A 22,501-nucleotide genomic window follows, 5' to 3' on the forward strand; every position below is an offset into this window, starting at 1 on the left:
GGACGCCATGAACGTCCAGCCGCTGGCCGCCCGCTACGCCATCGAAACGACGCCCGGCGGCGGGCTTCGGGCCGTGGTGCCCGCGCGCAAGCACTGGCTGCTTCTGCTCTTCATGTGCGTGTGGCTGACTGGCTGGTGCTTCGGCGAGTTCACGGCCGCGAACCAGCTGCTGCACCCGAGCCGCCACGACACCGACCGGTGGTTCCTCACGCTCTGGCTCACGGGTTGGACCCTCGGTGGTGCATGGGCATTCTTCTGCGTGCTGTGGCAGGTCTTCGGCCGCGAACTGATTTCGGTCGAAGAAGGGTCGCTGGTTCATCGCGTCGAAATCTGGGGCCTGGGGCGCACGCGCGCCTATGCGGTCCATGCGATTTCGCGCCTGCGGGTCGTCGAGTTCTCGTTCGATATCTTCCGCAATCAACGCGCCGCGATGCCGCCGCTGTTCGGCGCGGGCATGGGACCGATCGCGTTCGACTACGGACAGCGCACCTTCAGGATCGCGCCTTCGCTCGACGAGGCCGAAGCCCGTTCGCTGGTCACGATTTTGGCCGAGCGGTTGCCGCGCGCTGTGCGCGAGCTGTAGCGGGCCGGCGCGATCGCGGTGCCGACGCGTTCTTGACGGCCCGCTGCGACACCGGCGGCGGCGCATGCCGCGCCTGCAGGAAGTCGATGAACACCCGCAGCTTGCGCGGCATCTGCGCACGGCTGGGGTAGTAAAGGTAGAAGCCCGGAAAGGTCGGCCACCAGGGCTCCAGCAGCGGCACCAGCTTGCCGCTTGCAAAGTCGTCGCGCACCGCGCCCTCGAAAGACGTTGCAATGCCCGCGCCCGAGCGCGCGGCCGCCAGCAGCAGGTCGCTGTCGTTGCTGACCAGCGGGCCGGCGAGTTCGACGTCCAGCACGCGCCCGTCCTGCGCGTATTCCCAGCGATAGATGCCGCCCGTGGTCAGGCGGTAGTTCAGGCACTGGTGCTCGCGCAGGTCTTCGGGCGTGCGCGGCAGCTTGCGTCCCTTCAGGTAGCTGGGCGCCGCGTAGGTGACCATGCGCACCGGCCCGCCCACCGGCACGGCGATCACGTCCTGCGCCAGGCTTTCGCCGAGGCGGATGCCGGCATCGAAGCCACCTTCCACGAGATCGACCATGCGGTTGTCGCAGACGAACTCGAGCGTGATGTCCGGGTAGGCGGCGGCGAACGCGCCGAAGTGCGGAAAGAAGAGCAGCTCGGCCGCCACGCGCGAGACATTCAGGCGCAGCAGGCCGGCCGGCTTGTCGCGCGCCTCGTCGATGCCTTCGACCGCCTGCGCGAGCGCGGCCAGCGCGGGCTGTGCACCTTCGAGAAACTGCTGGCCCAGCTCGGTCACGCCGACGCGGCGCGTGGTGCGGTCGAGCAGGCGCACGCCGAGCTTCTGTTCGAGCGTGCGCATGGTCTGCGAGAGGGCCGAGGGCGACACGCCCAGCTCCTGCGCGGCGCGCGTGAAGCTGGCGTGGTGCGCCACGCGGGCGAAGGCGGCAATGGCGGGCAGGAGCTCGGGGGACATGGCGGCCATTATGAAGACGGGCTTCACAAAGAAGCCATGGCCGCCGCGCTGCTAGCTCATGCGTCGAAGCGCACGACGAGCTGCGTTCCCGTATAGGTCGGCGTGACCTTGAAGCCCGGCGCGTTGATGGCTGAAAAGCGGCCGGTCAGCGCGCCGCTGCTGATGACCGTGAGCGTGTCGCCTGCGCTGGGCGCAAAGCCGGGCTTGAAGCTCAGGGTCAGCGTTCCGTCCAGCGCGGCCACGCCGGCCACGCTCAGGCGGCCGGCACCATTGCCGCCGAGATTCAGCTGCAGCGTCGTGCCTGCCAGCTGCGTGTAGGCGCCCGCCATCGTGACCGCCGAAGGCGCATTGCAGACCAGCGTGCCGCCACCGACGTAGACATTGCCCTTGCCGAAGGCCGCTGCGGCATCCGCCTGCAGCGTGCCTTCTGCGAGTTGCGTGCCGCCCGTGTAGCTGTTGCTGCCGCCGAGCGCGAGCGTGCCGCTGCCCTTCTTGGTGAGCTTGCCGGCGCCGGAGATGTTGTTGCGCCAGCTGTCCAGCGCATTGAAGCCGCCGAGGCTGGCGTCCATGGTCACGACCACGTCGCCGTTGAAGACGCCATAGCCGTCGGCTGCGTCGAACAGGTTGAGGCGGCCCCAGCCTTCGGGGTCGTCCATCACCGGGTAGCCCGAAGCCACCGCCGTGGTCTTGAGCACCACGCGGCGCTGGGTGGCGTCGAGGTAGGGCAGGCGCGTTTCGAGCAGCACTTCGGCGCCCTTGGGCACCACGGCCGGCTTGGTCGCATCGGCCACCTGCTTGAAACCGAAGGTCAGGCGGCGCAGGTAATCGGCCTTGCTCGCGGCATGGTCGGCAAAGCGATCGGCCGCGGTGCCTTGCGAATGGGCAAAGCTGTTGAAGGCGGTTGCATCGCTCGCGCCCACGGCGGCCATCAGCACGGACTGCGCCTGCGTGTAGGCCGCGCTCTTGCGCGCGGCGTTGGCGCCGGTGGAAAGACTCGCTGTCGCCACGGCCTGCCCGTGCAGTCGCCCACCGACCACGTCCAGCGGCGAATGCATGCCCGCAAGAATCCGGTTCTCTCCGAGTTCGAGGCCGCGCGCCACCATTTCCTGGAAGCGCTGCGGCACGACGTAGGCGGAGGCGACGGCATCGCGCACCGCCTCGGCCGTGTGGCCGCTCACGAAGCCGCCGTCGGTGGCGGGCGTGCCGCTCTTGGCGGGCTCCAGCGCGGGCACCACCTTCACGCTGCTGCTCCAGCGCCAGGGACGCGCGTATTTGTAGAAGCGCTTGGCAGGCTCGGTGGAGCCGTTCTCGCCGATGTTCTTGAGCAGGTCGACCACCGTGCCGAAGGCCGGGTTCGCGGCACCGGCCACGCCCACATCGTTGCCGCCGTCGTTATAGAGCACCGTGGTGGCGTCCGGTGCGATGCCGGTGATGGTGGTGACCTGCTGCGTGGCCGCGCGCCAGGCGTTCGTGAGCGGGCCCATGCCGTCACTGATGCTGTAGCCCTTGCCGCGGCGGTCGTCCAGGTAGGCGGCCAGCTCCTGCGCGCTGGTGCGCGCATTGGTGACGTCGACGACGTACTGGATATTGCTGTTCAGCACCCCGCTGTTGAGGATCTTGCCGTCGGTGGCGTCGCCCGGAATGCCGCTCCACGTGGATGCAACGACTGCCGGAAAGCTGCCCTGCGCAGGGGCCGACACGCCTGCATCGACCAGCAGTGTGCTGGGCTGCCAGAAGTCGAGGAAGCCGGCCACCACGCGCACGCCGGCATTGGTTTCCTTGGTCGCGTAGCGCGCATCGCCGCGCTGGTTGGTCGCGACGTTGTCGACGAAGGGCGGTATGGCGACCGCATCGGGCACGGGCGCGGTGTCGGTGAAGCCCAGGTCCTTTGGCGGGCCAGCCACCACGACGGCGGGCGGATTCGTGGTTGCCGGCGGTGTGCCGGTGATGGGGAACGAGGCGCCGCCGTCGCTGCCTCCTCCGCATGCCGAGAGGCACAGGGCCGCGACGAGGGTGATGGCGAAGGGCCGGCTGAAAGACGAAAGGGGCGACATGGCGAAATGGATGGAAAGATTGAAAACGCAAGCGAACCGGACCGGTCGTCCGATGCAGCCCGCGCAATCTATCCACGCAACAAGTCGTTTTTATTAATAATCATCTGGCCGAGGGCACAGGTAGGGTCCTGAGCCAGTTAACAAGAGCCCGCCCGGGTCATTTCCCAGCCCATGCCCACCATCCTGCTGATCGACGATCACGCCATGTTCCGCGAGGGCCTGCGCAACGCCGACATCGCGCAGCGGCTGAGCACCACCGAGCGAACCGCGAAGGCGCATATCTCGGCCATCTTCGCCGGGCTCGAGGTGAACAGCCGCACCCAGGCCGTGATCGTGGCCCGCCGTGCCGGGCTCCTGGGCCGCCCTCGCTAGTTTGTGTTATGGCGCTTGCCATTGGCCTTTGGTCCAATGCGCCGCACAAGAGCCCGGCCTAGCATCGAGGCCGATCGTTCCACCACCACAACACACACCCAGATTTCTACATGCTTGATATTCCGCAAACCAGATTCGATGAGCTCGGAAAGAGCCTCTCCGAGTACTACGAGAAAGAAATGTCGGCAGGTGTGCGCATGCTCCTTGACCGGATGCGCACCAAGGACTGGGGCGTGGTGAGCGCGGCCGTCGTCCAGAAGACCGACCTGGTCGAGCGGACCTGGGATGCCTTCCGCGCCAAGTCGAACGACAGCTTCAGCGTGCCGTTCAAGAAGAAGCTCACCATGCTGCTGGGCGAGTACTGCGGCAACACCGCCGACATGCAGAAGCTGGTGCTCAAGGGCGTTGCCGCCGTGGCCAAGGCGGGGCTGGGCGCCATTCCGGTGCCCGGCGCCAAGTACCTCAAGCAGGTGGTGACTGGCACCGTCAAGCTCGGTGGCCTGATCGTCGGCGAGGCCGAAGGCGGCCTCGACCGCTACCTGCACGGCAAGAGCATCCGTGAGGCCGACGGCGTGATCGCAAAGCGCGGCAATGAGGACGCCGCAGCGCTCTTTCGCGACGACCGTGATGCGATGGCCGCCGCGGAAGCGGCCATGTCGCAGTACAAGCACATCGCCAATCTGATCAATTCCATGCCGGACCAGATCACCGGCCTGAACGACGCCGTGCTCTATCCGGGCGTGGCGGCCAAGGTGCGCATGGCCGCGTCCGACCTGCGCCAGCAGCTCATCAAGATCAACGCCTACGTGGAAGGCATGCAGGTGCGTGCCGAGCGCGTTGCCGAGCTGATGCACAAGGACACCGACCAGATCTCGGAACGCATGGTCGATATCGCCAAGGACGTGGTGTTCAATGCGTATCACACGGCCCGCGCGGATGCGCGACAGGTGCTGACAGGCATGAACCCCAAGGGCAAGCCGTACCAGCCCGTCAGCAAGCCGGTGCTCAAGCCGCCGTCGGCGAACGAGGGCGGCGCCACGCAGCTGGCCAACCTGGTCGCCTATGCGCTGGCGCTGGGCAACTACGACGCCTTCGAAATTTCGACGCCCACGCTGGTGTCTTCTTCCAATCCCGCCGTGCCTGTCGGCCGTTCACTCGGCAATGCCGTGGCGCCCATCGGCGGGCAGCCGCCGCGCATCCCGCCACCGGTGCCACCGCGGCCCTGGGTCCGCTGATCAGGCCTCGGGAGGAATGCCGGGGCCGGTGTCCCACACCTCGACGCGAAGGGCATTCCCCGCGCGCCGGCAGCCGACCAGCACGCCACCGTGCTTCGTGTGACGGATGGCGTTGTCGACCAGGTTGCGCAGGATGCGGTCGAGCAGCACCGTGCCTGCCAGCGTGCAGCGGCGCCAGCGATGCAGGGCCGCGCCGTCTTCTGCGACGCGGTAGCGCCACGCACCCCAGCCACGAGCGGCAGTCAGCACTGCGTTGGCTGCGGCCTAGCGGCCAGCTGCGCATGCGGCACAACGCGGTACAGCGCTGCGATGACCAGCGCCACTGTGAGCATGACGCCGAGCAATGCAAAGGGCAGATTGCGCCGCAGTGCGGCCATTCTTGAAGCAGCGCTTCATAAAGCTTGAAGGTGGCACGGCTTTGTTACACGACGCCCGGCAGGTAACTTTGTCGCCAGGCCAACGCTGCCATCTCACCTCGAAAGGACATTCGCCATGAAGCTCGACAACTACCTCACCCTCGGCCGCTCCGGCCTGCGCGTCAGCCCCATGTCGCTGGGCACGATGACCTTCGGCCAGGAATGGGGCTGGGGGGCGGACGCGGGCGAATCGCGCCGCATGTTCGATGCGTACGTGGACCGCGGCGGCAACTTCATCGACACCGCCAACTTCTATACCAACGGCAGCTCGGAACGGCTGCTGGGCCAGTTCATCGCCGACAGGCGCGAGTCGGTGGTCGTGGCCACCAAATACTCGCTCAACATGCAGCCGGGCAACCCGAACGCGGGTGGCAACCATCGCCGCAACATGGTCCGCTCGGTGGAGGCCAGCCTGAAGCGCCTGGGCACCGACTACATCGACCTGCTGTACCTGCACATCTGGGACAACCTGACGCCCTTCGACGAAGTGATGCGCGCCTTCGACGACCTCGTGCGCTCGGGCAAGGTGCTGTACGCGGGCATCTCCGACACGCCGGCCTGGCAGGTCGCGCGCATGCAGACGCTGGCCGAGCTGCGCGGCTGGGCGCCGCTGGTGGCGCTGCAGATCGAATACAGCCTGATCGAGCGCACCGTGGAGCGCGAACTGCTGCCGATGGCACACGAACTCGGGCTGGGCGTGATGGCGTGGTCGCCGCTGGGCAGCGGTGTGCTGTCGGGCAAGTACACGCGCGCCGACCTGGACTATCGCAAGGACCCCGATTCAGGCGTGACGGGCTCGCGCAAGGACGTGGCCGCTGGCAACGGCGCGCTGAACGCCCGCTCGCTCGATATCGCCGGCGTGGTCGCGCAGATTGCGAAGGAGCAGGGCCGCTCGCCCGCGCAGATCGCGCTGGCGTGGCTGCTGCACCGTAGCGCGCCGACGGTGATGCCGATCATCGGCGCGCGCACCTTCGCGCAGTTCGAAGACAACCTCGGCGCCCTCGATGTGGAGCTCGACGGCTCCGTGCTGCAGCGCCTCGATGCGGCCAGCGCCGTGGCGATGGGCTTCCCGCACGACTTCATGGCGTTGCCGATGACGCAGGGCGTGCTCTCGGGCGGCAGCTCGATGCGGCGCGCAGCATGAAGCAGCGGCTGAAGGTCGCGGTGGTGGCGACGCCGGGCGGTCGGCATGAGGTGATCCCGGCCTCGCGCCACGGCGCGCTGCGCATCACGTGACCGACGCCGCCAGCAGCAAGCTGCACAGCGTGACCGACGCAGCGGCAAATGCGATCCAGTGAAAGCGCCGCGGCGCATAGCTGAGCAGCCCCACCGTGGCCAGCGCGGCTGCCGTGAGCGCGCCCAGCCAGAGCACCCAGCCGATCGTGCTGCCCGCCGCCCGCAGGCTTGCGACCAGCGACAGGCACAGCAGCGCGGCGCCACCCAGTTGCAGCCAGCGCCGCCACGGGCCCGGCGTGCTGCCGCGGCCGAAGACGTCTTCGCTGTGGCGGTCCATCGCGAGGCTCAGCGCGCAGAAGCCCGCGAGCGATGCGGCGAACACGAGGCCGAGGAGCAGCGAGTCCGTCGTCATGAGCCTTGGCCCGAAGTGGCGAGCGTCGATGGTGGTGGTTGCGTCTTCGCTGCCGCCTGCTTCGCAATCGACTTGCGCCGCTTGCGCTCCACGATCCATGCCGCGCCCGCGAGCCCCAGGCCCAGCGCGATCACGACCAGGTCGAAGCCCGCCACCGAGGTCGGGCCGCTGCGCAGGCTCACGGTCAGCGGCGCGGGGCCGGTGAACGCATTGAGCACCGGCAGCCCCGCGAACAGCAGCGCGCCCAGCGCAAGCTGCGCCTGCCACATGCGCAAGGTGGGACGCAGCAGGCCCAGCACGGCAGTCGCGCCCCAGACGATGAAGAACCAGCGGATCTCCGCCTCGCCACGCTCGGCCACGTCGACCGGCAGCAGGCGGTTGGCCCAGAAGAAGGCGGCCATCGCGACGGGCAGGCCGGCGATGGCGCCGAGATTCAGTCCGTCGACCAGCCGCAGCCCGAAGCTGATGCGCCCGCCCTGCTTGAGCGTCTTCGCGAACTTCTGCCGCTCCTTCACGGCCCACATCAGAAGCCCCGTCGCAACCATCAGGCAGCCCGCAAGCCCCGAGAGGAAGAACAGCGCGCGCAGCAGCGGATCGCCAAAGCGGCCGATGTGCAGGCCGTAGAGCACGCCGCGCGTCTCGGCCGCCGGCTTGGGCACGTCGCCGAACGCGCCGATCAGCGCGCCGGTCGCGCCGTTGAACTGCATCGACGGCTGGTCGTACGACAGCTGCGGCCCCTCGGCGCGCGTGAGCGAGACCACCGCGTTGGCGTCGTTGGGCTGATGCACCGTGACACGGCCCACCGCCGCGCCGCCCCAGTGCGCGGAGGCCTGCGCCATCATCGGCGCGATGGGCGCGAGCGGCACCCTGTTGCCCGAGGCCTTGATCTGGTCGCGGCCACCGCCCGGGAAGGCCTCGGAGAAAAAGGCCTGCTCGCCGCCGCGGTCCTTGTAGGCCACCTGCGGGCCCCAAGGCATGTACATGAACATCAGTGTGACGAGGCCCGTGTACGTGATCATCAGGTGATAGGGCAACGCGAGCACCGCTGTCACGTTGTGCGCATCGAGCCACGAGCGCTGGCCCTTCTTCGGGCGGAAGGTGAAGAAATCCTTGAAGATGCGCTTGTGCGTGACGATGCCGCTGAAGATCGCCACCAGCATGAACATCGCGCAGAAGCCGACGATCCAGCGTGCCCACAGCGCGGGCATGTAGTGCAGGTCGAAGTGCAGCCGGTAGAAGAATTCGCCGCCGCGCGTGACGCGCGGTGCGCTGACGGCTTCGCCGGTGGCGGGGTCGAGCGAGGCGCGGTCGAAGCGTCGGCGGGGCTTCTCGCCGGGCTTGGCACCAGTAGCTGCTGCTGCGCCGGCCGGTGCGGGCGGCGCGAGGTACAGCACGTCGGTCGACGGCTGGCGCTCATTCGGCAGGTTGATGAACCAGCGCGGGCTGTCCGCGGCGCGTTGCTGCAGATAGGCCACGGCGCTCTCGACGGCCTTGACCGGCGGCACTGCGTTCTGAGCGACTGCATGCAGCTCCGGCTTCATCCAGAACGTGATCTCGTCCTTGAAATACGAAGCCGTGCCGGCCGCGAACACCATGAACAGCACCCAGCCGACCAGCAGGCCCGACCAGGTGTGCAGCCATGCCATCGACTGGCGGAAGCCCTCTTTCATGCGGCGCCTCCGGTGGTGCGCATGAGCAGCAGCAACAGCGCGGCCAGCGGCGCCGCGACGATGACGAGGCCGGACCAGGCCCGCAGCGCAGTGCGCGCGGCAAAAACCCACATCACTGCGAACGCGAAGATGGCGAAGGAAGCGAGCGTGCCGGTCATCGCGGCTTCGCTGCGGGCCATGCCGAAGGCGGCGGGCAGGCAGAGCGCGAGCACGGCGGCGGACAGGGCGGCGATGCCATAGCCGCCGAAGATGGCTGCTACTGCGCGAGAGGCCACGCCTAGGCGATAACGAACGCCGATGGTCACGGCGCGCGCCGGACGGCGGGCGGGGTCGTTCGGAGATTCATGAAGAGGGAAAAGGACTGGCGAAGATGAGAATGATACTCATCTGAAGAAAACTTTCCCCTGCCACCCAACCTGCGAGCCGGGGCTTTCGCTCCGGCTATGGCAACTTACTTCGCCTGCAGCAGCGCCCCGACTTCCAGCAGCACCAGCTCGTTGTCATCCGCCTTGTTCGGCTCGCGGCTGCTCGAGAAGGGCAGGTTGTTGTCGTTGCCGACCACGATGTGCGTGGCATCGACCACGTCGACGTTCTCGATCGTGAAGAACGGGAACTTGAGCACGCCGTCGTTCAGCGGCTTGCGCGCGAGCTTGTCGGGGTCGGCGATGTTCAGCAGGTCGATGTAGCCGATCTTGCGCACCGGGCCGCCCACGTTCGCGTCGTTCAGCTCGACCTTGTAGACGCGCTTGAACTTGGCGATGTCGTGGAAGCAGTCGGTGCGCTTCTGGCCTTCGGGGCAGGCCTTGTCGCTCGTGCCTTCGCCGTTGTCGCGCTCGATGATGAGGCCCATGGTGCCGTCGATCATGTTGAAGTCGCCGATGGCGTTGCCATTGGCTTCGAGCACGTACTTCCAGTGACGGCCGGTCCACTTCTCGGTGGCCACGTCGAACTCCAGCACGCGCAGCGCTTCCTTGCCTTCGACCTTTTCGTAGTCCTTGGCCTCGGCGTTCCACACCGGGCCTTCGAGCAGCGCATAGAGCTTGCTGCCATCTTTCGACGAGGCCATGCCTTCGAAACCCTTGGAGCGTTTGATCTGGAAGTCGACCGCGCCACCCGGGGCGCCCGGCGTGGTCACGGCCGGATGGTCGGGCGAGCGCACGGCCTTGCCGTCGACCTGCGTGTCGAACACCGCGAGCACCTTGCCCTTCAGGTCGGCCTTGATGAGGAAGGGGCCGAATTCTTCGCCGATCCACAGCGCGCCACCGGCGAACTGAAAGCTCTCGGGGTCGAAGTCGGAACCGGTCAGGTAGCGCTGCTTGGTGCCTTCGTGGACGATGCGGAAGGGCACCTTCTTGTCGGGGTCGTGCAGGAAGATGGTGTTGATGCGATTGAGCTTGCCGCCCTTGAAGTCCACCTTGTAGTGGTTCAGGTAGAGCATGAAGTCGGGCGAGTTGGCCTTGGCGCCCGCACCGTTGTCAGTGAGGATCCAGAAGCTGCCGTCGTCCATCTTCTTGATGCCCGAGTGGCCCTGCAGGGGCTGGCCCTTGAAGGGTACCGACACGCCCGTGCCGCGGCCGCCCGACAGGCCTTCGACCGTGCCGACCGCCTCGACGCGCTTGCCGGTCGTGAACTTGCCGCTGACCTGCAGGTCGGCCGGCGCGTCCTTGGGCGCGGCCACAAAGCTTTGCGCAGGCAGCACGGCGTGGCCGGAGAGCGTGGCGGGGAAGGCGGTCTGTGCAGCCGCGGCGCCGCATGCGAGTGCAGCGGCAAGGGCAACGAAGGACAGGGAGGCAAGACGTGTCATGAGCGGGAAAGTGTTCAAGTCGAAAACGCGTGACCATGCCGAGGGGGCGTGACGCCGCCATGACATCCCTTCAGGGAGCGATGTCGACCGTCACTTCGCGCGACTCGGCGCGCCCCTGGTCGTCGACCGCACGCAGCACATAACGCCGACCCGACGCCGCGAGGTCAGGCATCCACGTGATGCCTTCGCCGGGCGCGGCGCGGCCGATGAGCGCGTCGTCGGCAAACCAGTAGATCGCCTGCGTGCCCGCAGCGGCTTCGGCGCGCAGCACCAGAGGTTCGGGCTTCTTCACGCGCAGTGTGTGGCGCACGCCACGCAGGGGCGAGGTGATGAGTGGCGCGCTTTCCGGTGCATCGCCTTCCTTTTCGCAGCCGTCGGCCGGTGCGCTCGCGCGCGGCAGGCCGGCCTGGCGGAACAGGCGGCGCATGTCGCTGCCCCATTGCTCCACCACCTGCTGGCGCGCATTCGGTTGCGGGCCGCAGACCACCTTGCCGGTCGTCTCGTCGACCCATACCGCGCGGTGCAGGTTGCTGATCTGGATCGGCGACTTGCCGGCGATGAACCACGTCATGGTGCGCACCGGACACAGCGCATCGGGCAGGCCACCCGTCGCAGCGCAGACTTCGACCTGGCGCAAGTCGGGCGGCTGACGCGACGCGACCTCGCCGGGGTCGAGCCGCTCGGCGCGCAGCGCATCGACCATGCGCAGGAACAGCGGCGCGGCCGCATCGACGCCCACCAGCGCGGGGTTGCTGGTGCCGTCGAAGTTGCCCACCCACACCACCAGCACGTGCCGGCCGAACACGCCGGCCGTCCACGCATCGCGAAAGCCCCAGGACGTGCCCGTCTTCCATGCGATAGCGGGGCGCGCGGGCAGCGTGGTGTCGGGGCGCGGCGTGTGGCGCAGCATGTCGAGCGTGATGAAAGACGCCTCCTCGCTCAGCAGGCGCAGCGGCTGCACGGGTCGCTCGTCGGGCGCGGGCTGCGTGTAGCGAATGGGCTGCGAGATGCCGCCGTTGGCCAGCGTCGCGTACATGCCCGCCAGCTCTTCGGGCGTGACCTCGCCACCACCCAGCACGAGTGCAAGGCCGTAGTGCGATTCGCTCTGCAGCTTCTGCACGCCAGCGAGCCGCATGAAGTCGTAGAGCCCCGGCTTCGAGAGCTTGGCTGCCACGGCGACCGCGGGTACGTTGCGGCTGCGGATCAGCGCCTCCTGCGCGGGCAGCGGGCCGGCGAAGCGATGGTCGAAGTTCTCGGGCGTGTAGGGGCCGAAGGAGGTCGGCGCATCCTTCAGCATCGTCTTCGGATGCAGCAGCCCCTGGTCGAGCGCCAGCGCGTAGATGAAGGGCTTGAGCGTGGAGCCCGGCGAGCGCTTGGCCAGCACGCCGTTGACCTGCCCCGAGATGGCGTCGTTGCGAAAGTCGGCCGAGCCGATCATCGCGCGCACCTGCATGGTCGAGGCGTCGAGCAGCAGCGCGCTCGCGTTGGCCATGCCCACGTCGGCATGCGTGCGCAGGTACTGGCCCATCACGCGTTCCAGCGTGGCCTGCATGCGCAGGTCGATGGTGGTGCGCACCTCCTGCACGCCGCGCTCCTGCGCGAGCAGCATGTCGGTGGCGTGCGGAGCAAGAAAGGGCAGGCTGCCGCGCGACTGCGCCGACAACGCGAGCTGCGCATCGGGCGCGTGCTGCTTCGCGGTCGGATCGCGTTCGGCCCACAGCGCCCACAGTCGTTCGCGCGCCGATTGCAGCTCGGCATTGCGGCCGCGCTCGGCGATGCGCTTGACGGGGTTCTGCGGAATCACTGCAAGCGTCAGCGCTTCGGGCAGGCTGAGCTTCGCGGCGTCCTTGCGGAAGTAGATGAGGCTCGCGGCCTGCACGCCTTCGATGTTGCCGCCGTAGGGCGCGGTGTTGAGATACGCCTCCAGGATGTCGTGCTTGCTGAAACGCGCCTCCAGCCACAGCGCCGCGAAGATCTGCGCGACCTTGCCGGTGGGCGTGCGGCTGTCGATGCCGTAGACACGGCGCGCGAGCTGCATCGTGAGCGTGGAGCCGCCCTGCCTGCGTTCGCCGCTGGCAATGCGCCAGGCGCTGCGCGCCAGCGCGGCAGGGTTGACGCCGGGGTGCGCGTAGAAGCGGCGGTCTTCGTACAGCAGCACCGCATCGACCAGCGTGGGCGAGATGCGATCGAGCGGCACCCAGAGCCGGTACTGCTCGTCACCCGCGAGCGTGAGGCGCAGCAGCTCGCCGCCCTGCGCATACACGGCGCGGGAGCTGCCGACGGTTTCGCTCAGCGCCGCATGCGGCCACAGACGCAGCAGCGCGAGCACGAAGACAGCCGCCAGCGCCCATAGCGCGGGCTTGCGCAGCCTTCTTCCTGCAGACGCGAAGCCGATGCGCATGGCGAGCCTGCCTTGCCTCAGTTGCCGACGACCTGGAAGCGCGCACCCGCCGAGCGCGAGAACACACGGCGGTCGTACATCGCCTCGCCGTACGCTGCCGGCACCACGTAGTCGCCCACGTTGGTGGCGCGTGCCTTGTAGGTCACTTCGAGCAGGTCTTTGTTGACGCTGCCGTAGAACACGACGCGGTCTTCGCGGATGTCGGCGTACTGCACCTTCCACGAGCCGCCGCCGCCCAGGCGCTTCTTCCAGATGGGCGCGTCGGCGTTGGCATCGTCGTCATCGCCCACGGCCTGCAGCACCGGCTCGAGGCCACCGGGCAGCACGTCGACCAGTGCCACGTCGTTGAGCTGCGCGCGCTCCAGGCTGCGCACGCGCACCCGCACCGTGACCTCTTCACCGAGTTTGGCCTTGGTGATCGGGTTGCCCTTGGCATCGAGCACTTCATGGAAGATTTCGAGGCCCTTGTTCACCGCCGTGGCGGGCACGTTGCGCTCGAAGCCCTGTTCGGCCCAGCTGTAGTACAGGTTGAAGTCGCTGTCGTTCGACAGCTTCAGCTTGGCCGTGCCGGTCGGCACCGCGGCTCGCGTGATCGGGTTCACCGCACCCAGCGCGAGCGCTGCGGCCTGGCCTTGCGCGTTGACGGTGCTCGCCGTGAGCTTGCCCTCGACGTTCTGCCCCACGGCCTCGAAGTACGAATCGACCGCGAGCAGCATCGAGGCCGACGACAGGCTGTTGTACCAGCCGTCGCGCACCATCGCCGCCATGCCTTCCCACACCGCAGGCTTCAGCGTCTTCAGGCGAGACGGGAAGTGGCGGCCCACCAGGTGCAGCGTCATGCTGTCGTGCACCAGCGGGTCGTAGTAGGCGCCCCAGACATTACGGCGCTGCTTCTTCTCGGTGCGCGCGAGCAGGTCGGACCACACCGGGTTCAGCAGCTCGTTGGCCACCTGCTCCTGCTTCACGAGCTGGTAGCTCGCGGCGAGGTAGACGGCGCCGAGGTCATCGCTCCAGCCCTGCGTCTGCTTGCTGCGCCAGGCTTCGCGCAGGTTGGCCAACGCGGCCGGCGCGATGATGCCCTGGCGCGTCAGCAGATAGGCCGCCTGCGTGCGCTGGCGCCAGCCGTCGAGCGATGCGTCGCCGCTGCCGAGCCAGCCCTGCAGGTAGGCGTTGGCCTTCTGCAGCAGGTCTTGCGGCACGGGCAGCTTGTGGTCCTTGGCTTCGACCAGCAGGTGCACTGCGTACAGCGTGGCAAAGGCGTCGGTGCCGGCGCCGGGCCACAGCGAGAAGCCGCCATCGGCCGTCTGCCGTGCACGCAGCTGCACGAGGTAGCGCTCGAAGGTCTTGCGCGCCTCAGGCATCGGGCCTTGCTCGGCCGTGCGGCCGCGCGCCATCTCCTTCACCAGCTCGGGGCGGCCCGCGAGCAGCACGGCAGGGAAGGTCTGGCTCGTGATCTGCTCGGTGCAGCCGTGCGGGTACGCCTCCAGGTACTGCATGAGGCCGGTCGCGAAGGCCCACGGCGCGGCGGACACGGCCACGTCGCTCTGGCGGAAGTTCGGGTACAGGTCGGCCTGGCTCGACAGCTCGCCCGCGCGCTGGAAGCTGCCGGCCTGCACCAGCGTGACGAAGGGCGACGCGGGCCGCACACTCACTTCGGTGGACAGGCGCGCGCTGAAGGTCTTGTGCGTCGATGTGAACACCAGCGCAGAAGATCCCAGCACCGCCTGTTCTCCCGGCTTGGCGCGCACATTGAATTTGGTGCTGGCTTCGCCGCGCTCGTTGACCTTGAGCGTCTGCGTGGCGTCGCCTACCACTTCGAGTCCACCGGAGGCGGTGAGCGTGAGCGCAATAGGCGCTTCCTTGCCCGAGCCCACGATGTTGTTCGCAAGGCCCACGCCCACCTCGACCGTATCGCCGGGCGCCATAGCGAGCGGTGCGTTCGGCAATATCACCATGTCGCCGCGCACCACGGTGCGGGTGGTCTTGGCGGCTGTGGTCTCGTCGTTCACAGCCACGGCCATCACGCGCAGGCTGCCGTTGAAGCTCTCGGGCACGGTGTAGCTGAACTCGCGGCTGCCGTTCACGTCGACCAGGCCCGACCAGTACGCCACCGGCTTGTCGCGCTTGCGCTTGAACGGGTTCAGGTGCTTGCCGAGTTCGCCTTCGCCGTCGCCCCCGGGTGCGGCGCCCTGCATGAGCTTCTTGAACTCCGGCAGGATCAGGTCGAGCGTCTGCAGCGTGCCGACTTCGAGCGCGCGCTTCTGGAAGAAGTGCTTCAGCGGGTCGGGCGTCTTGTAGCGCGCCACCTGCAGGATGCCTTCGTCCACCGCGAACACCACGGCGCGCGTGGGCTTGTCGCTGGTGAGCTTCATCTTCACGGTCTGCCCCGGCTTCACCAGTTCGCTGCTGGTGAGCTGCAGGTTGGCGGTGCGCTTGGTCAGCGCGGTGGCGAAGGGCACGACGCCGTACGACAGCGGGCTCATGTAGACCTCGTCCGAGGCCGGGTCGCGCACGAAGTGCACGTTGATGTAGCCGGTACCCTCGAAGTCCTTGGGCAGGGTGATCTTCTGCACCGAAGCGGTCTTGTCGGTCTTGAACCAAGCGTGCGCGTAAACCTTGTCGCGCTCGATGGTGATGAGGCCCGCACCCACGTACGGCGCGCGGATGCTCACCGCAATCTCTTGCCCCGGCTCGTAGTCCTTGCGGTCGAGCGTGAGCTGCAGCTCTGCATTGCGGTCGAGCGAGCGCGATACGTTGGCATTGCCCGCCACGCTGTATTCCACGCGGTTGAGCTCCAGCCCCTGCGCATTGCGCACCACATAGGCGAAGTTGCCGGGCGCGCCGGTGTCCAGCGCCACGTTGTTGCCGGCCGCGGCGATGGCGAAGGGCTTCTCGTCGAGCACGACTTCCTTGCGGCGCGACTCGTAGCGGTACAAGCCGTTGTCCTGCTTGATGAGCACCGACAGCACCTTGCGCTCCACGCGCTCGATCTTCAGGTCGGCCACGGCCGTCTTCTTCGCCTGCGGGTCGATGGCGATCACGGTGGCGTTGCGCGCAGCGCCCTTGCTCACATAGCCGACGTCGCCGTCGACCTTCACGCCGACGAGATAGGGCATGTCGCTCACCAGCGTCTGCGCCTCGGCCGACACGCTGCGCCCACCCTCGGGCTCAAAGGCCTTGGCGAGCACGTGCACCTGGTAGGTGGCGGCGTCGAAGCGCGACAGGCGCAGGTCGAATTCGGCCTTGCCGTCGGCGCTGGTCTGCACGCTGCCCAGGTCGTCGACCTGCTTGTCGGCGGCGCGCTGCGGATCGAAGAAGGCGTAGTCGGTGAAGGCGCGGAACACCGGGAAGCCGGGGCTCAGCGTGAGCGTGCCTTCCACTTTGCGGTCGGGCGCGGGCGTGCCGAAGAGGTTCTGCACGTCGATGAGCGCCTTCAAGTCCTTGGGCTTGACCCAGCCCTCCGCGATTTCGCTGCTGAGCTTGGCCGTGACCTTGGTGCGGTCGGGCAGGAACTCCTGCACCTTCACGGTGGTGCTGCCGATCAGCAGGCCTTCGACCTCGGGCGTGCCGGGCGACGATTCGCGCGGCAGGTAGAGATTGACGGTGTAGTTGCCGGTGGGCGATGTGTCTTGCGTGGTGTGGGCGATTTCCGCCGCGCCACCGGGGCCGAGCTTGAGCTTTTCGCGGCGCACGCTGAGGCCGCGCGCATCGATGATCTCGGCTTCGAGCGGCAGGTCGCGCAGCGAGGTGCCCCAGTTGCCGGCCTTGACCATCATCGCGATGTGCATGGTGTCGCCGGGGCGGTAGATGCCGCGGTCGCTGAAGACGTAGGCCGTCATCTGGTTCGGCACGCCGGCCGCGCGCAGGCCGCCGACGTCGAAGCGAGAGATGTCCAGCGTGCGGTCGTTGCGGTTGAAGGGCAGGAAGCTCAGATCGCCGTCCTTGCGCACGACCAGCACCACGGGCGCTTTCTCACGCTGGTAGCCGGCGAGGTTGGGCAGCTTGGCAGCGCCCGTCACATCCGTGGCCTGCGACGCGACGATCATGCCGTTGCGGCCCCACACCTCGACCAGCGCACCGGCCACGGGCTGGCCGTTGGCGATGCTCTGCACGAACACGTCGCGCGTGCCGTCGAGCGACTTCTTGGCGACGATGCCCAGGTCGGTGACAAGCACGAGGCGCTGGTCGAGCTGCTGCTCGGGGCTGCCGCCTTCGCCGTTGCCTTCTTCGTCGGACGACTGTTCTTCCTGCTGCTGTTCGTCTTCGGGCTGGGTTTGCTGCTCATCGCCCTCGGGCTTCTTCTTCGCCTTGGGGTCGTAGCCCTGCACCTTGAGCAGGAACACACCGCGGCGGTCGGCCACGTCGTTGCGCAGGTACTCGGCGAAATCGACGGTTTCGTAGTGCGCCTTGCCGGCGGGAATGCTGAGCGGAATCTCCTTCTGGAAGCGGTCGACGAGGTTGTCAGACTGCAGGCCGCCGTAGAACTGCGGATGCGAGAAGTCGCCGTTGGTCTGCGTCACCAGGTGCTGCAGTTGCTGCGGCAACAGGCGGCCGATTTCGAGGCGGATGCCGGGCAGGTCGCGCACGAGGATCGGCAGCTTGCGCTCGCCCGAGAGTGCGAGCAGGGAGCCCTGGCTCATGATGGTGAGCTCGGGCGCGAAGGTCTTGAGCAGGCGCACGTCTTGCCGCGCGGCGCCGAGCTGATAGCCGCCGGGCGTCTTCAGGCCCTTGGCCACGCGCACCAGCAGGTAGCGGCCGCCCTCGGCCTGTGGCATGCGGAAGCTGACCATCTCGGTCACTTCGCGCTCGCTGGCGATGGGCTGGAGGTTTATCTTTTTGGCGCGGCGCAGCACGGCATCGGTGACCTTCGACGGATCGGCGGACCAGTCGAACTTTTCGTCGGGGTCGCCCTTGGCTTCTTCTGTCGCGGGCAGCAGCCAGGCTTGCACCACGCGCGCCATTTCGCGCTCGTGCACGGGCATCGAGGCGCTGACGTGCATCACGTGCTCGGGTTCGCCGTTCTCGCCGGTGACGATGGTGGGTTCGATGCTGGCGATGCTCAGGCTGAAGAGGCCGGGGATGTCGACCGCGCGGGACATGTCGGCACGCAGCGCCGGGCCGCCCTTCTGCGCGACCGTGCCGGAGGTGAGGCTGAGAATCGCCGGGCGAGTCTTCTCGGGAATCGGCAGCGGCTCTGATTGCAGGGTGGCGTTGAGGCGCAGCTTGTCGTAGCTGACCGTGAACTTCTCGCTCGCGCACTTGCCCACGCTGAAGAACGAGGAGCTGCAGGGCTGGTCGTAGGTCAGCACCAGGCGCTTTTCGAACTCGGCCGTGTTCACGGGGTGCGAGAAGTGCACCTGAAAGAGCGCGCGGCGCACGTTGGCCTGCACCGGGTCTTGATAGAACTCTGCGGCGTTGATCTGCGCGGTGAATTCGGGCGAGGTGAACTCGTACTTGCGCAGGGCCATCTCGATGTGCGGTGCGAGTGCGCTGTCGGCGATCTGCACCTTGTACGGCTGGCCGATGGGCCAGTCTTGCGCGGGCAGGAATTCGAGCCGGTTCTGCTTGGTCCACGTCCAGCGGCCGGCAATGGCGGGCTCGATGGTGACGCCGGTGGCCTCCTGGCCGATGCGCGCAATGGGTGCCACCGAGGCCGAGAAATTGATGACGAAGGGGTTCGGGCCCCTGTCGAGCTCGATCTGCGTGCGCTGCGGCGGCTCGGTCTTCGCGGTGGCGACGACGGGTTCGACGCGATCGGGCGTGAGGCCGTGCCACCACTTGATCACATGGGGGCTGGCCATCCAGCCGGCCAGCACGAGCAGCAGGAGCAACACCAGCCAGGCCAGCCGCTGCTGCAGCCACTGCAGTCCGAAGAGCAGGAATGCGCCCGCGATGCGCAGCCAACCCGGTGGTCGCCAGGAACCGACGAGCCCACGGGCCACCGGACGCAGAAAGCCGAGCACGCGGCCCAGTCCGGTGAAGAGCACGTCACTGAACGACGCGAGTTTTCGATTGGCGACTTGAAGCATGGACGCTCCCACTGTGTTTTTGTTGGCGTCCGCGAGTTTGCGGACCATCTGTGAAGCAATGGCGCTGTGTGTGAAGTCTTGGTGAAAACTGCACAAGGCCGCGCGAGGCCTTTTTCAGTGATTCATGGTGCGGCGTTAGGGGCGCTCTTGTTCGGGGTGCGTGCGCTGCCACGCGACAACTTCATGCGCATGCGTGACCAGGAATGCGCGCGAAGCGCCGCTGCGTCTGCCGTGCGAAAACCCACGCGACCACCGGCTCCAGCAGCCAGCGCAACGCCTTCGGCCCGGCCTCGATGGTGTAGACATAGATCAGTACCGAATGGCCGGGCTGCGTGTCGCGGTGCCGCATGGACGCAGCCCAGCGGTTGAAGGGGAAGGAGCGGCCGATCATCGAGGCGGCCGCCACGTGTGGTCGGTCGAAGCTCACGAAGCGCGTTCGCATCGACAAGCCGCGCAGCCAGCCGCCGCCCACGTTCTCGGTCTCGGCGCCGACGAACGGGCAGGGCGCACCGCCCACCACGCGGGCGTTGCCGACCAGCGAGTCCCAGCGTGCGCGCCATACGTGGTAGTGGAAAGCGTCGAAGACAACGTCGGCCGGCGCCGGCATGTCGAACTCAAAGCGCTGGTGCGCCATGGCCTGCCACTGCGATTGCCGCTTCTTCGACCACGTCGGTCACCATGCCCCAGCGCGCGAACTCGGGCTCGAACCCGGACAGGGCGAGCAGGCCGGCACAGGCATGCGCGCCGATGGGCAGCGCATCGCCCCGCGCGAGACGCCGGGCCAGCAGGATGGCGGCCATGCAGGGGATCTCAGGGCCGTGGTTGTCGTCGGCTGCTATGTGCCACGCGCGGCGTGCCGGCGCGCCCTGCGCATCCGTGCCTTCCACGCGCACGACCATGCCGCCCAGCGCGGTACCGAGCGCGTCGAACACGCCCCCGGCCGAATGCAGCAGCGGCGCCAGCTTCTGCGGCGTGGGCAGCAGGCCCATGCGGTGCATGAACGCCATGAAGGCGAAGGCGTGCTGCGCCAGTCCGACTTCGAGCGCGGCGCGGAACATCACCGACTGCACGCCGGCATAGCGTGCGGGAAAGAGCTCGAGATCGGGAACGTCGCAGAGCGCACCGCGGCGCGGCTTCATGCGCGCGAACTCGACCTTCACGGGATCGGCCCAGCCAGGCTGCTCGACCCACTTGCCCCCTTGCCATACGCGGATGGGCCCGCCGCAGTAGGCGAGCACGCCGGCCAGCGTGGCCTCGCCGCGCGGCGCGCCTTGCGCGGGGGCGATGCAGATGTCGATGCTGCGGATGCCTTGCCAGCCGGCCGCGAGGTGGTCGACCACCGCCGAGGAAAGCGCCGGCACTGTGCTGGCCCCGCTGACGGCTGTACGGCCCGCATCGCGGAAGGCCGCGTCTTGCGCCGACGGGAAGTCGCACACGAAGCGCCGGCCATCGGCCAGGTCGATGTAGTGCGCGCCCGCCGCGGCGACGGCCTGCGGCGCGCGGTAGTCCTGGTTCTGGAAGGGGCCGGCCGTGTGGATCACCAACGCGATGCCAAGCTTGCGCAGCGCGTCCGCAAGATCGGGCGCCTGCACATCGATGCGAACCCCTCGCGCGCCGCCGCCCAGCGATTCGGCGAACGCCGTGGCGCGCTGCGCATCGCGCCCCGCCACCAGCAGTTCAATGCCCGGGTCGCCGGCCAGCGCGCGGGAGATGCGCGCACCGAAGTTGCCGTAGCCGCCGAGCACCAGCGTCTTCATGCCGCCGCCGCGTCGCTGCCCGCGACGTGCCCGCGCGTGAACGCCTCTTCGAAGATCGAGTAGCCCGACCAGTCGGCATGCGCGAACGACAGCCGGCCCGCCACGACGCTGCCGCGATGCGCGGTATCCGGCGCGGTGCGCTGCGGGCCGATCTGCGCCAGCAGGCCGGGCCGGGGGATCGACATGGCGTGCCCATAGCGGGTGATGTCGATGCGCGTCGCCAGCGATGGCAGGTCGGGATGCGGCGCCGACAGCTCCGTGAGCAGGTCGTCGCGCCAGCCGGTCCACGGGCGCTCCAGCAGCAGCTTACGGCCGTCGGCAGTGTCGTAGCTGCTCGGGCCCAGCGGCCGGTACCAGCTGAGCACCGTGCCGCGCGGCGTCGGGTCGAGCGACTGGTGGCGCGCGTCGACGTAGCCCAGGCCCTTGGTGCCGTAGATCACGTTGTCCCAGCTCGGCGCGGCGCCGGGCCTGTCGGCCAGCGGGCCGCGCAGGTGCACGTTGGCCACGAGCCAGGGGGCGTAGCGCACGTGCGCGGCGGCGGTCTTCAGCACCTCGGGCGGGTTCTCGACCACGCGCGCGGCGATGAACACGGGCAGCGCGACGATGCAGCGCTCAGCCTGCCAGCGCACGAGGGACTTGGTGGCCGCATCCCACGCATCGACCTCGACGCCGCCGCGCACTTCGGCGATGCGCGTGACGACCTGGCCAGTGCGCAGGCGCTCACCAAGCGGCCTGGCCAGCTGTTTCGTGAGCCAGCCGTTGCCTTCGGGCCAGGTGAGGATGCCGTCGCGCTCGGGGCTCGAGTCGTTGACGCTGCCGGTCGGATCGCCGGGCGCATGAAAGCCGTGCCTGCTCGCGAAGTAGTGGATGCCGGCCCAGGCCGACACCTGCCCGATGCCTGCGCCGTAGTCGTCGCGGCAGCAGTAGTCGAGGTACCAGCGCAGTTGTGCGTCGCTGAAGCCTTCGCCGTCGAGCCAGCTGGCGAAGTTGATGGCGTCGAGCGCCAGCAACTCGGGCGTGACGGCGACCTTCAGCGTGGGAATGGCGAAGTGCGCGGCGTGCTGCAGCGCGTCGATGCGCTGCGCGAACTTGCGGTACTGCACGAGCGTGCCTTCGCCCACGCCATGCATGGGCAGCAGGCCGTCCTGCCACTCGCCGTGGATGAACAGGCGCTCCTGCGGGCTGTGGCAGAGGGTGACTTCGTCGTACTCCCATCGGCCCGCCACGCGGCGGCGCAGACCGAGCTCTTCGAGCAGGTCCTGCACCTCGCGCGCGTCGTCGCCGGGCACGGGCAGGTAATGCGCGCCGAGCGGGCAGGCAATGCCGTCGACGATGCCGCCGCGTGCGTTGCCGCCGGCGGTGTCTTCGAGTTCGAGCAGCGCGAAGTCGTCGATGCCCGAGAGCCGCAGGGCGCGTGCGGCAGCGAGGCCCGCAACGCCGCCGCCAGCGATGACGACGCGCGTGCGCTTCACCGTGGCGGGCGACGCGCTGTGCAGTGCGCCGTCGCGCATTGCATGGCCACGCGTGACATCGATGCCGGTGAAGCCGCCTTCGATGGGCGGTGTCGGCGACTCGCAGCCCGCGAGCGCGAGGGCGCCCGCCGCACCTGCCGCCACGCCGAGGAATTCGCGCCGTTGCAT

General features: G+C 68.3%; 17 protein-coding genes. 4 read left to right on the forward strand and 13 right to left on the reverse strand.

The genetic code is table 11. From position 1 onward, the window contains the following. Positions 1 to 7: 7 nt before the first annotated feature. Positions 8 to 583 carry a hypothetical protein gene (locus BMW87_RS11590; RefSeq protein WP_093076394.1) on the forward strand — a complete coding sequence of 192 codons (576 nt, stop codon included), beginning with the start codon at positions 8 to 10 and terminating at the stop codon, positions 581 to 583. Here the strand turns inward: BMW87_RS11590 and BMW87_RS11595 are convergent. Both BMW87_RS11595 and BMW87_RS11600 read right to left on the reverse strand, forming a co-directional pair. Beyond that, positions 537 to 1,535 (reverse strand): LysR family transcriptional regulator, encoded by a 999-nt coding sequence (locus tag BMW87_RS11595; protein ID WP_093076653.1) that lies wholly within the window; start codon positions 1,533 to 1,535, stop codon positions 537 to 539. The two genes, BMW87_RS11590 and BMW87_RS11595, sit on opposite strands and share 47 nt — an antisense overlap. Before the next feature lie 56 nt (positions 1,536 to 1,591). Then, positions 1,592 to 3,589 carry a phosphatase PAP2 family protein gene (locus tag BMW87_RS11600; protein WP_093076395.1) on the reverse strand — a complete coding sequence of 666 codons (1,998 nt, stop codon included), beginning with the start codon at positions 3,587 to 3,589 and terminating at the stop codon, positions 1,592 to 1,594. A 171-nt stretch (positions 3,590 to 3,760) separates the two neighbouring features. Between BMW87_RS11600 and BMW87_RS11605 the strand changes: the two genes are divergently transcribed. Both BMW87_RS11605 and BMW87_RS11610 read left to right on the forward strand, forming a co-directional pair. Continuing rightward, positions 3,761 to 3,961: a response regulator transcription factor gene (locus BMW87_RS11605; RefSeq protein WP_093076397.1), complete on the forward strand. Its 201-nt coding sequence runs from the start codon at positions 3,761 to 3,763 to the stop codon at positions 3,959 to 3,961. Between the two features lie 197 nt (positions 3,962 to 4,158). Further along, a complete protein-coding gene (locus tag BMW87_RS11610) occupies positions 4,159 to 5,196 on the forward strand; it encodes a hypothetical protein (RefSeq protein WP_143062575.1) in 1,038 nt (345 codons plus the stop codon). Here BMW87_RS11610 and BMW87_RS11615 read toward each other — a convergent pair whose 3' ends face one another. Together BMW87_RS11615 and BMW87_RS35460 are read right to left on the reverse strand one after the other, a co-directional pair. After that, the gene (locus BMW87_RS11615) at positions 5,197 to 5,445 is read right to left on the reverse strand and encodes an ATP-binding protein (RefSeq protein WP_093076400.1); all 249 of its coding nucleotides are present in this window, start codon (positions 5,443 to 5,445) and stop codon (positions 5,197 to 5,199) included. Then, positions 5,439 to 5,573: a hypothetical protein gene (locus BMW87_RS35460; RefSeq protein WP_256216733.1), complete on the reverse strand. Its 135-nt coding sequence runs from the start codon at positions 5,571 to 5,573 to the stop codon at positions 5,439 to 5,441. Before BMW87_RS35460 ends, BMW87_RS11615 begins: the two co-directional genes overlap by 7 nt. A gap of 115 nt (positions 5,574 to 5,688) precedes the next feature. On the opposite strand from BMW87_RS35460, the gene BMW87_RS11620 reads away from it, so the two are divergent. Beyond that, positions 5,689 to 6,756 (forward strand): aldo/keto reductase, encoded by a 1,068-nt coding sequence (locus BMW87_RS11620; protein ID WP_093076401.1) that lies wholly within the window; start codon positions 5,689 to 5,691, stop codon positions 6,754 to 6,756. An 84-nt stretch (positions 6,757 to 6,840) separates the two neighbouring features. Here BMW87_RS11620 and BMW87_RS11625 read toward each other — a convergent pair whose 3' ends face one another. The 9 genes from BMW87_RS11625 to BMW87_RS11665 all read right to left on the reverse strand — a co-directional run bounded on the left by BMW87_RS11625 (position 6,841) and on the right by BMW87_RS11665 (position 22,501). Then, positions 6,841 to 7,200 (reverse strand): DUF3325 domain-containing protein, encoded by a 360-nt coding sequence (locus BMW87_RS11625; protein ID WP_093076403.1) that lies wholly within the window; start codon positions 7,198 to 7,200, stop codon positions 6,841 to 6,843. Continuing rightward, on the reverse strand, positions 7,197 to 8,870 hold the full coding sequence (locus BMW87_RS11630) for a PepSY-associated TM helix domain-containing protein (protein WP_093076404.1): 1,674 nt from the start codon (positions 8,868 to 8,870) through the stop codon (positions 7,197 to 7,199). The genes BMW87_RS11625 and BMW87_RS11630 overlap by 4 nt, the downstream gene beginning before the upstream one ends. After that, a complete protein-coding gene (locus BMW87_RS11635) occupies positions 8,867 to 9,175 on the reverse strand; it encodes a DUF3649 domain-containing protein (RefSeq protein ID WP_093076406.1) in 309 nt (102 codons plus the stop codon). Before BMW87_RS11635 ends, BMW87_RS11630 begins: the two co-directional genes overlap by 4 nt. A gap of 146 nt (positions 9,176 to 9,321) precedes the next feature. Beyond that, on the reverse strand, positions 9,322 to 10,674 hold the full coding sequence (locus BMW87_RS11640) for an esterase-like activity of phytase family protein (protein WP_093076407.1): 1,353 nt from the start codon (positions 10,672 to 10,674) through the stop codon (positions 9,322 to 9,324). 70 nt (positions 10,675 to 10,744) lie between these two features. Continuing rightward, positions 10,745 to 13,075, reverse strand: coding sequence for a penicillin-binding protein 1C (gene pbpC / locus BMW87_RS11645; RefSeq protein ID WP_177192759.1), 2,331 nt, complete (start codon positions 13,073 to 13,075; stop codon positions 10,745 to 10,747). A gap of 17 nt (positions 13,076 to 13,092) precedes the next feature. Further along, positions 13,093 to 19,104, reverse strand: coding sequence for an alpha-2-macroglobulin family protein (locus BMW87_RS11650; protein WP_093076409.1), 6,012 nt, complete (start codon positions 19,102 to 19,104; stop codon positions 13,093 to 13,095). A gap of 181 nt (positions 19,105 to 19,285) precedes the next feature. Then, positions 19,286 to 19,738: an SRPBCC family protein gene (locus tag BMW87_RS11655; RefSeq protein WP_256216734.1), complete on the reverse strand. Its 453-nt coding sequence runs from the start codon at positions 19,736 to 19,738 to the stop codon at positions 19,286 to 19,288. Beyond that, positions 19,719 to 20,861, reverse strand: a complete 1,143-nt coding sequence (locus BMW87_RS11660; protein WP_093076410.1) for a saccharopine dehydrogenase family protein — start codon at positions 20,859 to 20,861, stop codon at positions 19,719 to 19,721. The genes BMW87_RS11655 and BMW87_RS11660 overlap by 20 nt, the downstream gene beginning before the upstream one ends. Continuing rightward, positions 20,858 to 22,501, reverse strand: coding sequence for an FAD-dependent oxidoreductase (locus BMW87_RS11665; RefSeq protein ID WP_093076412.1), 1,644 nt, complete (start codon positions 22,499 to 22,501; stop codon positions 20,858 to 20,860). Before BMW87_RS11665 ends, BMW87_RS11660 begins: the two co-directional genes overlap by 4 nt.

The sequence above is a fragment of the Variovorax sp. OV084 genome (genome assembly GCF_900111625.1).
In the GTDB taxonomy this organism is placed as follows: Bacteria; Pseudomonadota; Gammaproteobacteria; order Burkholderiales; family Burkholderiaceae_C; genus Variovorax.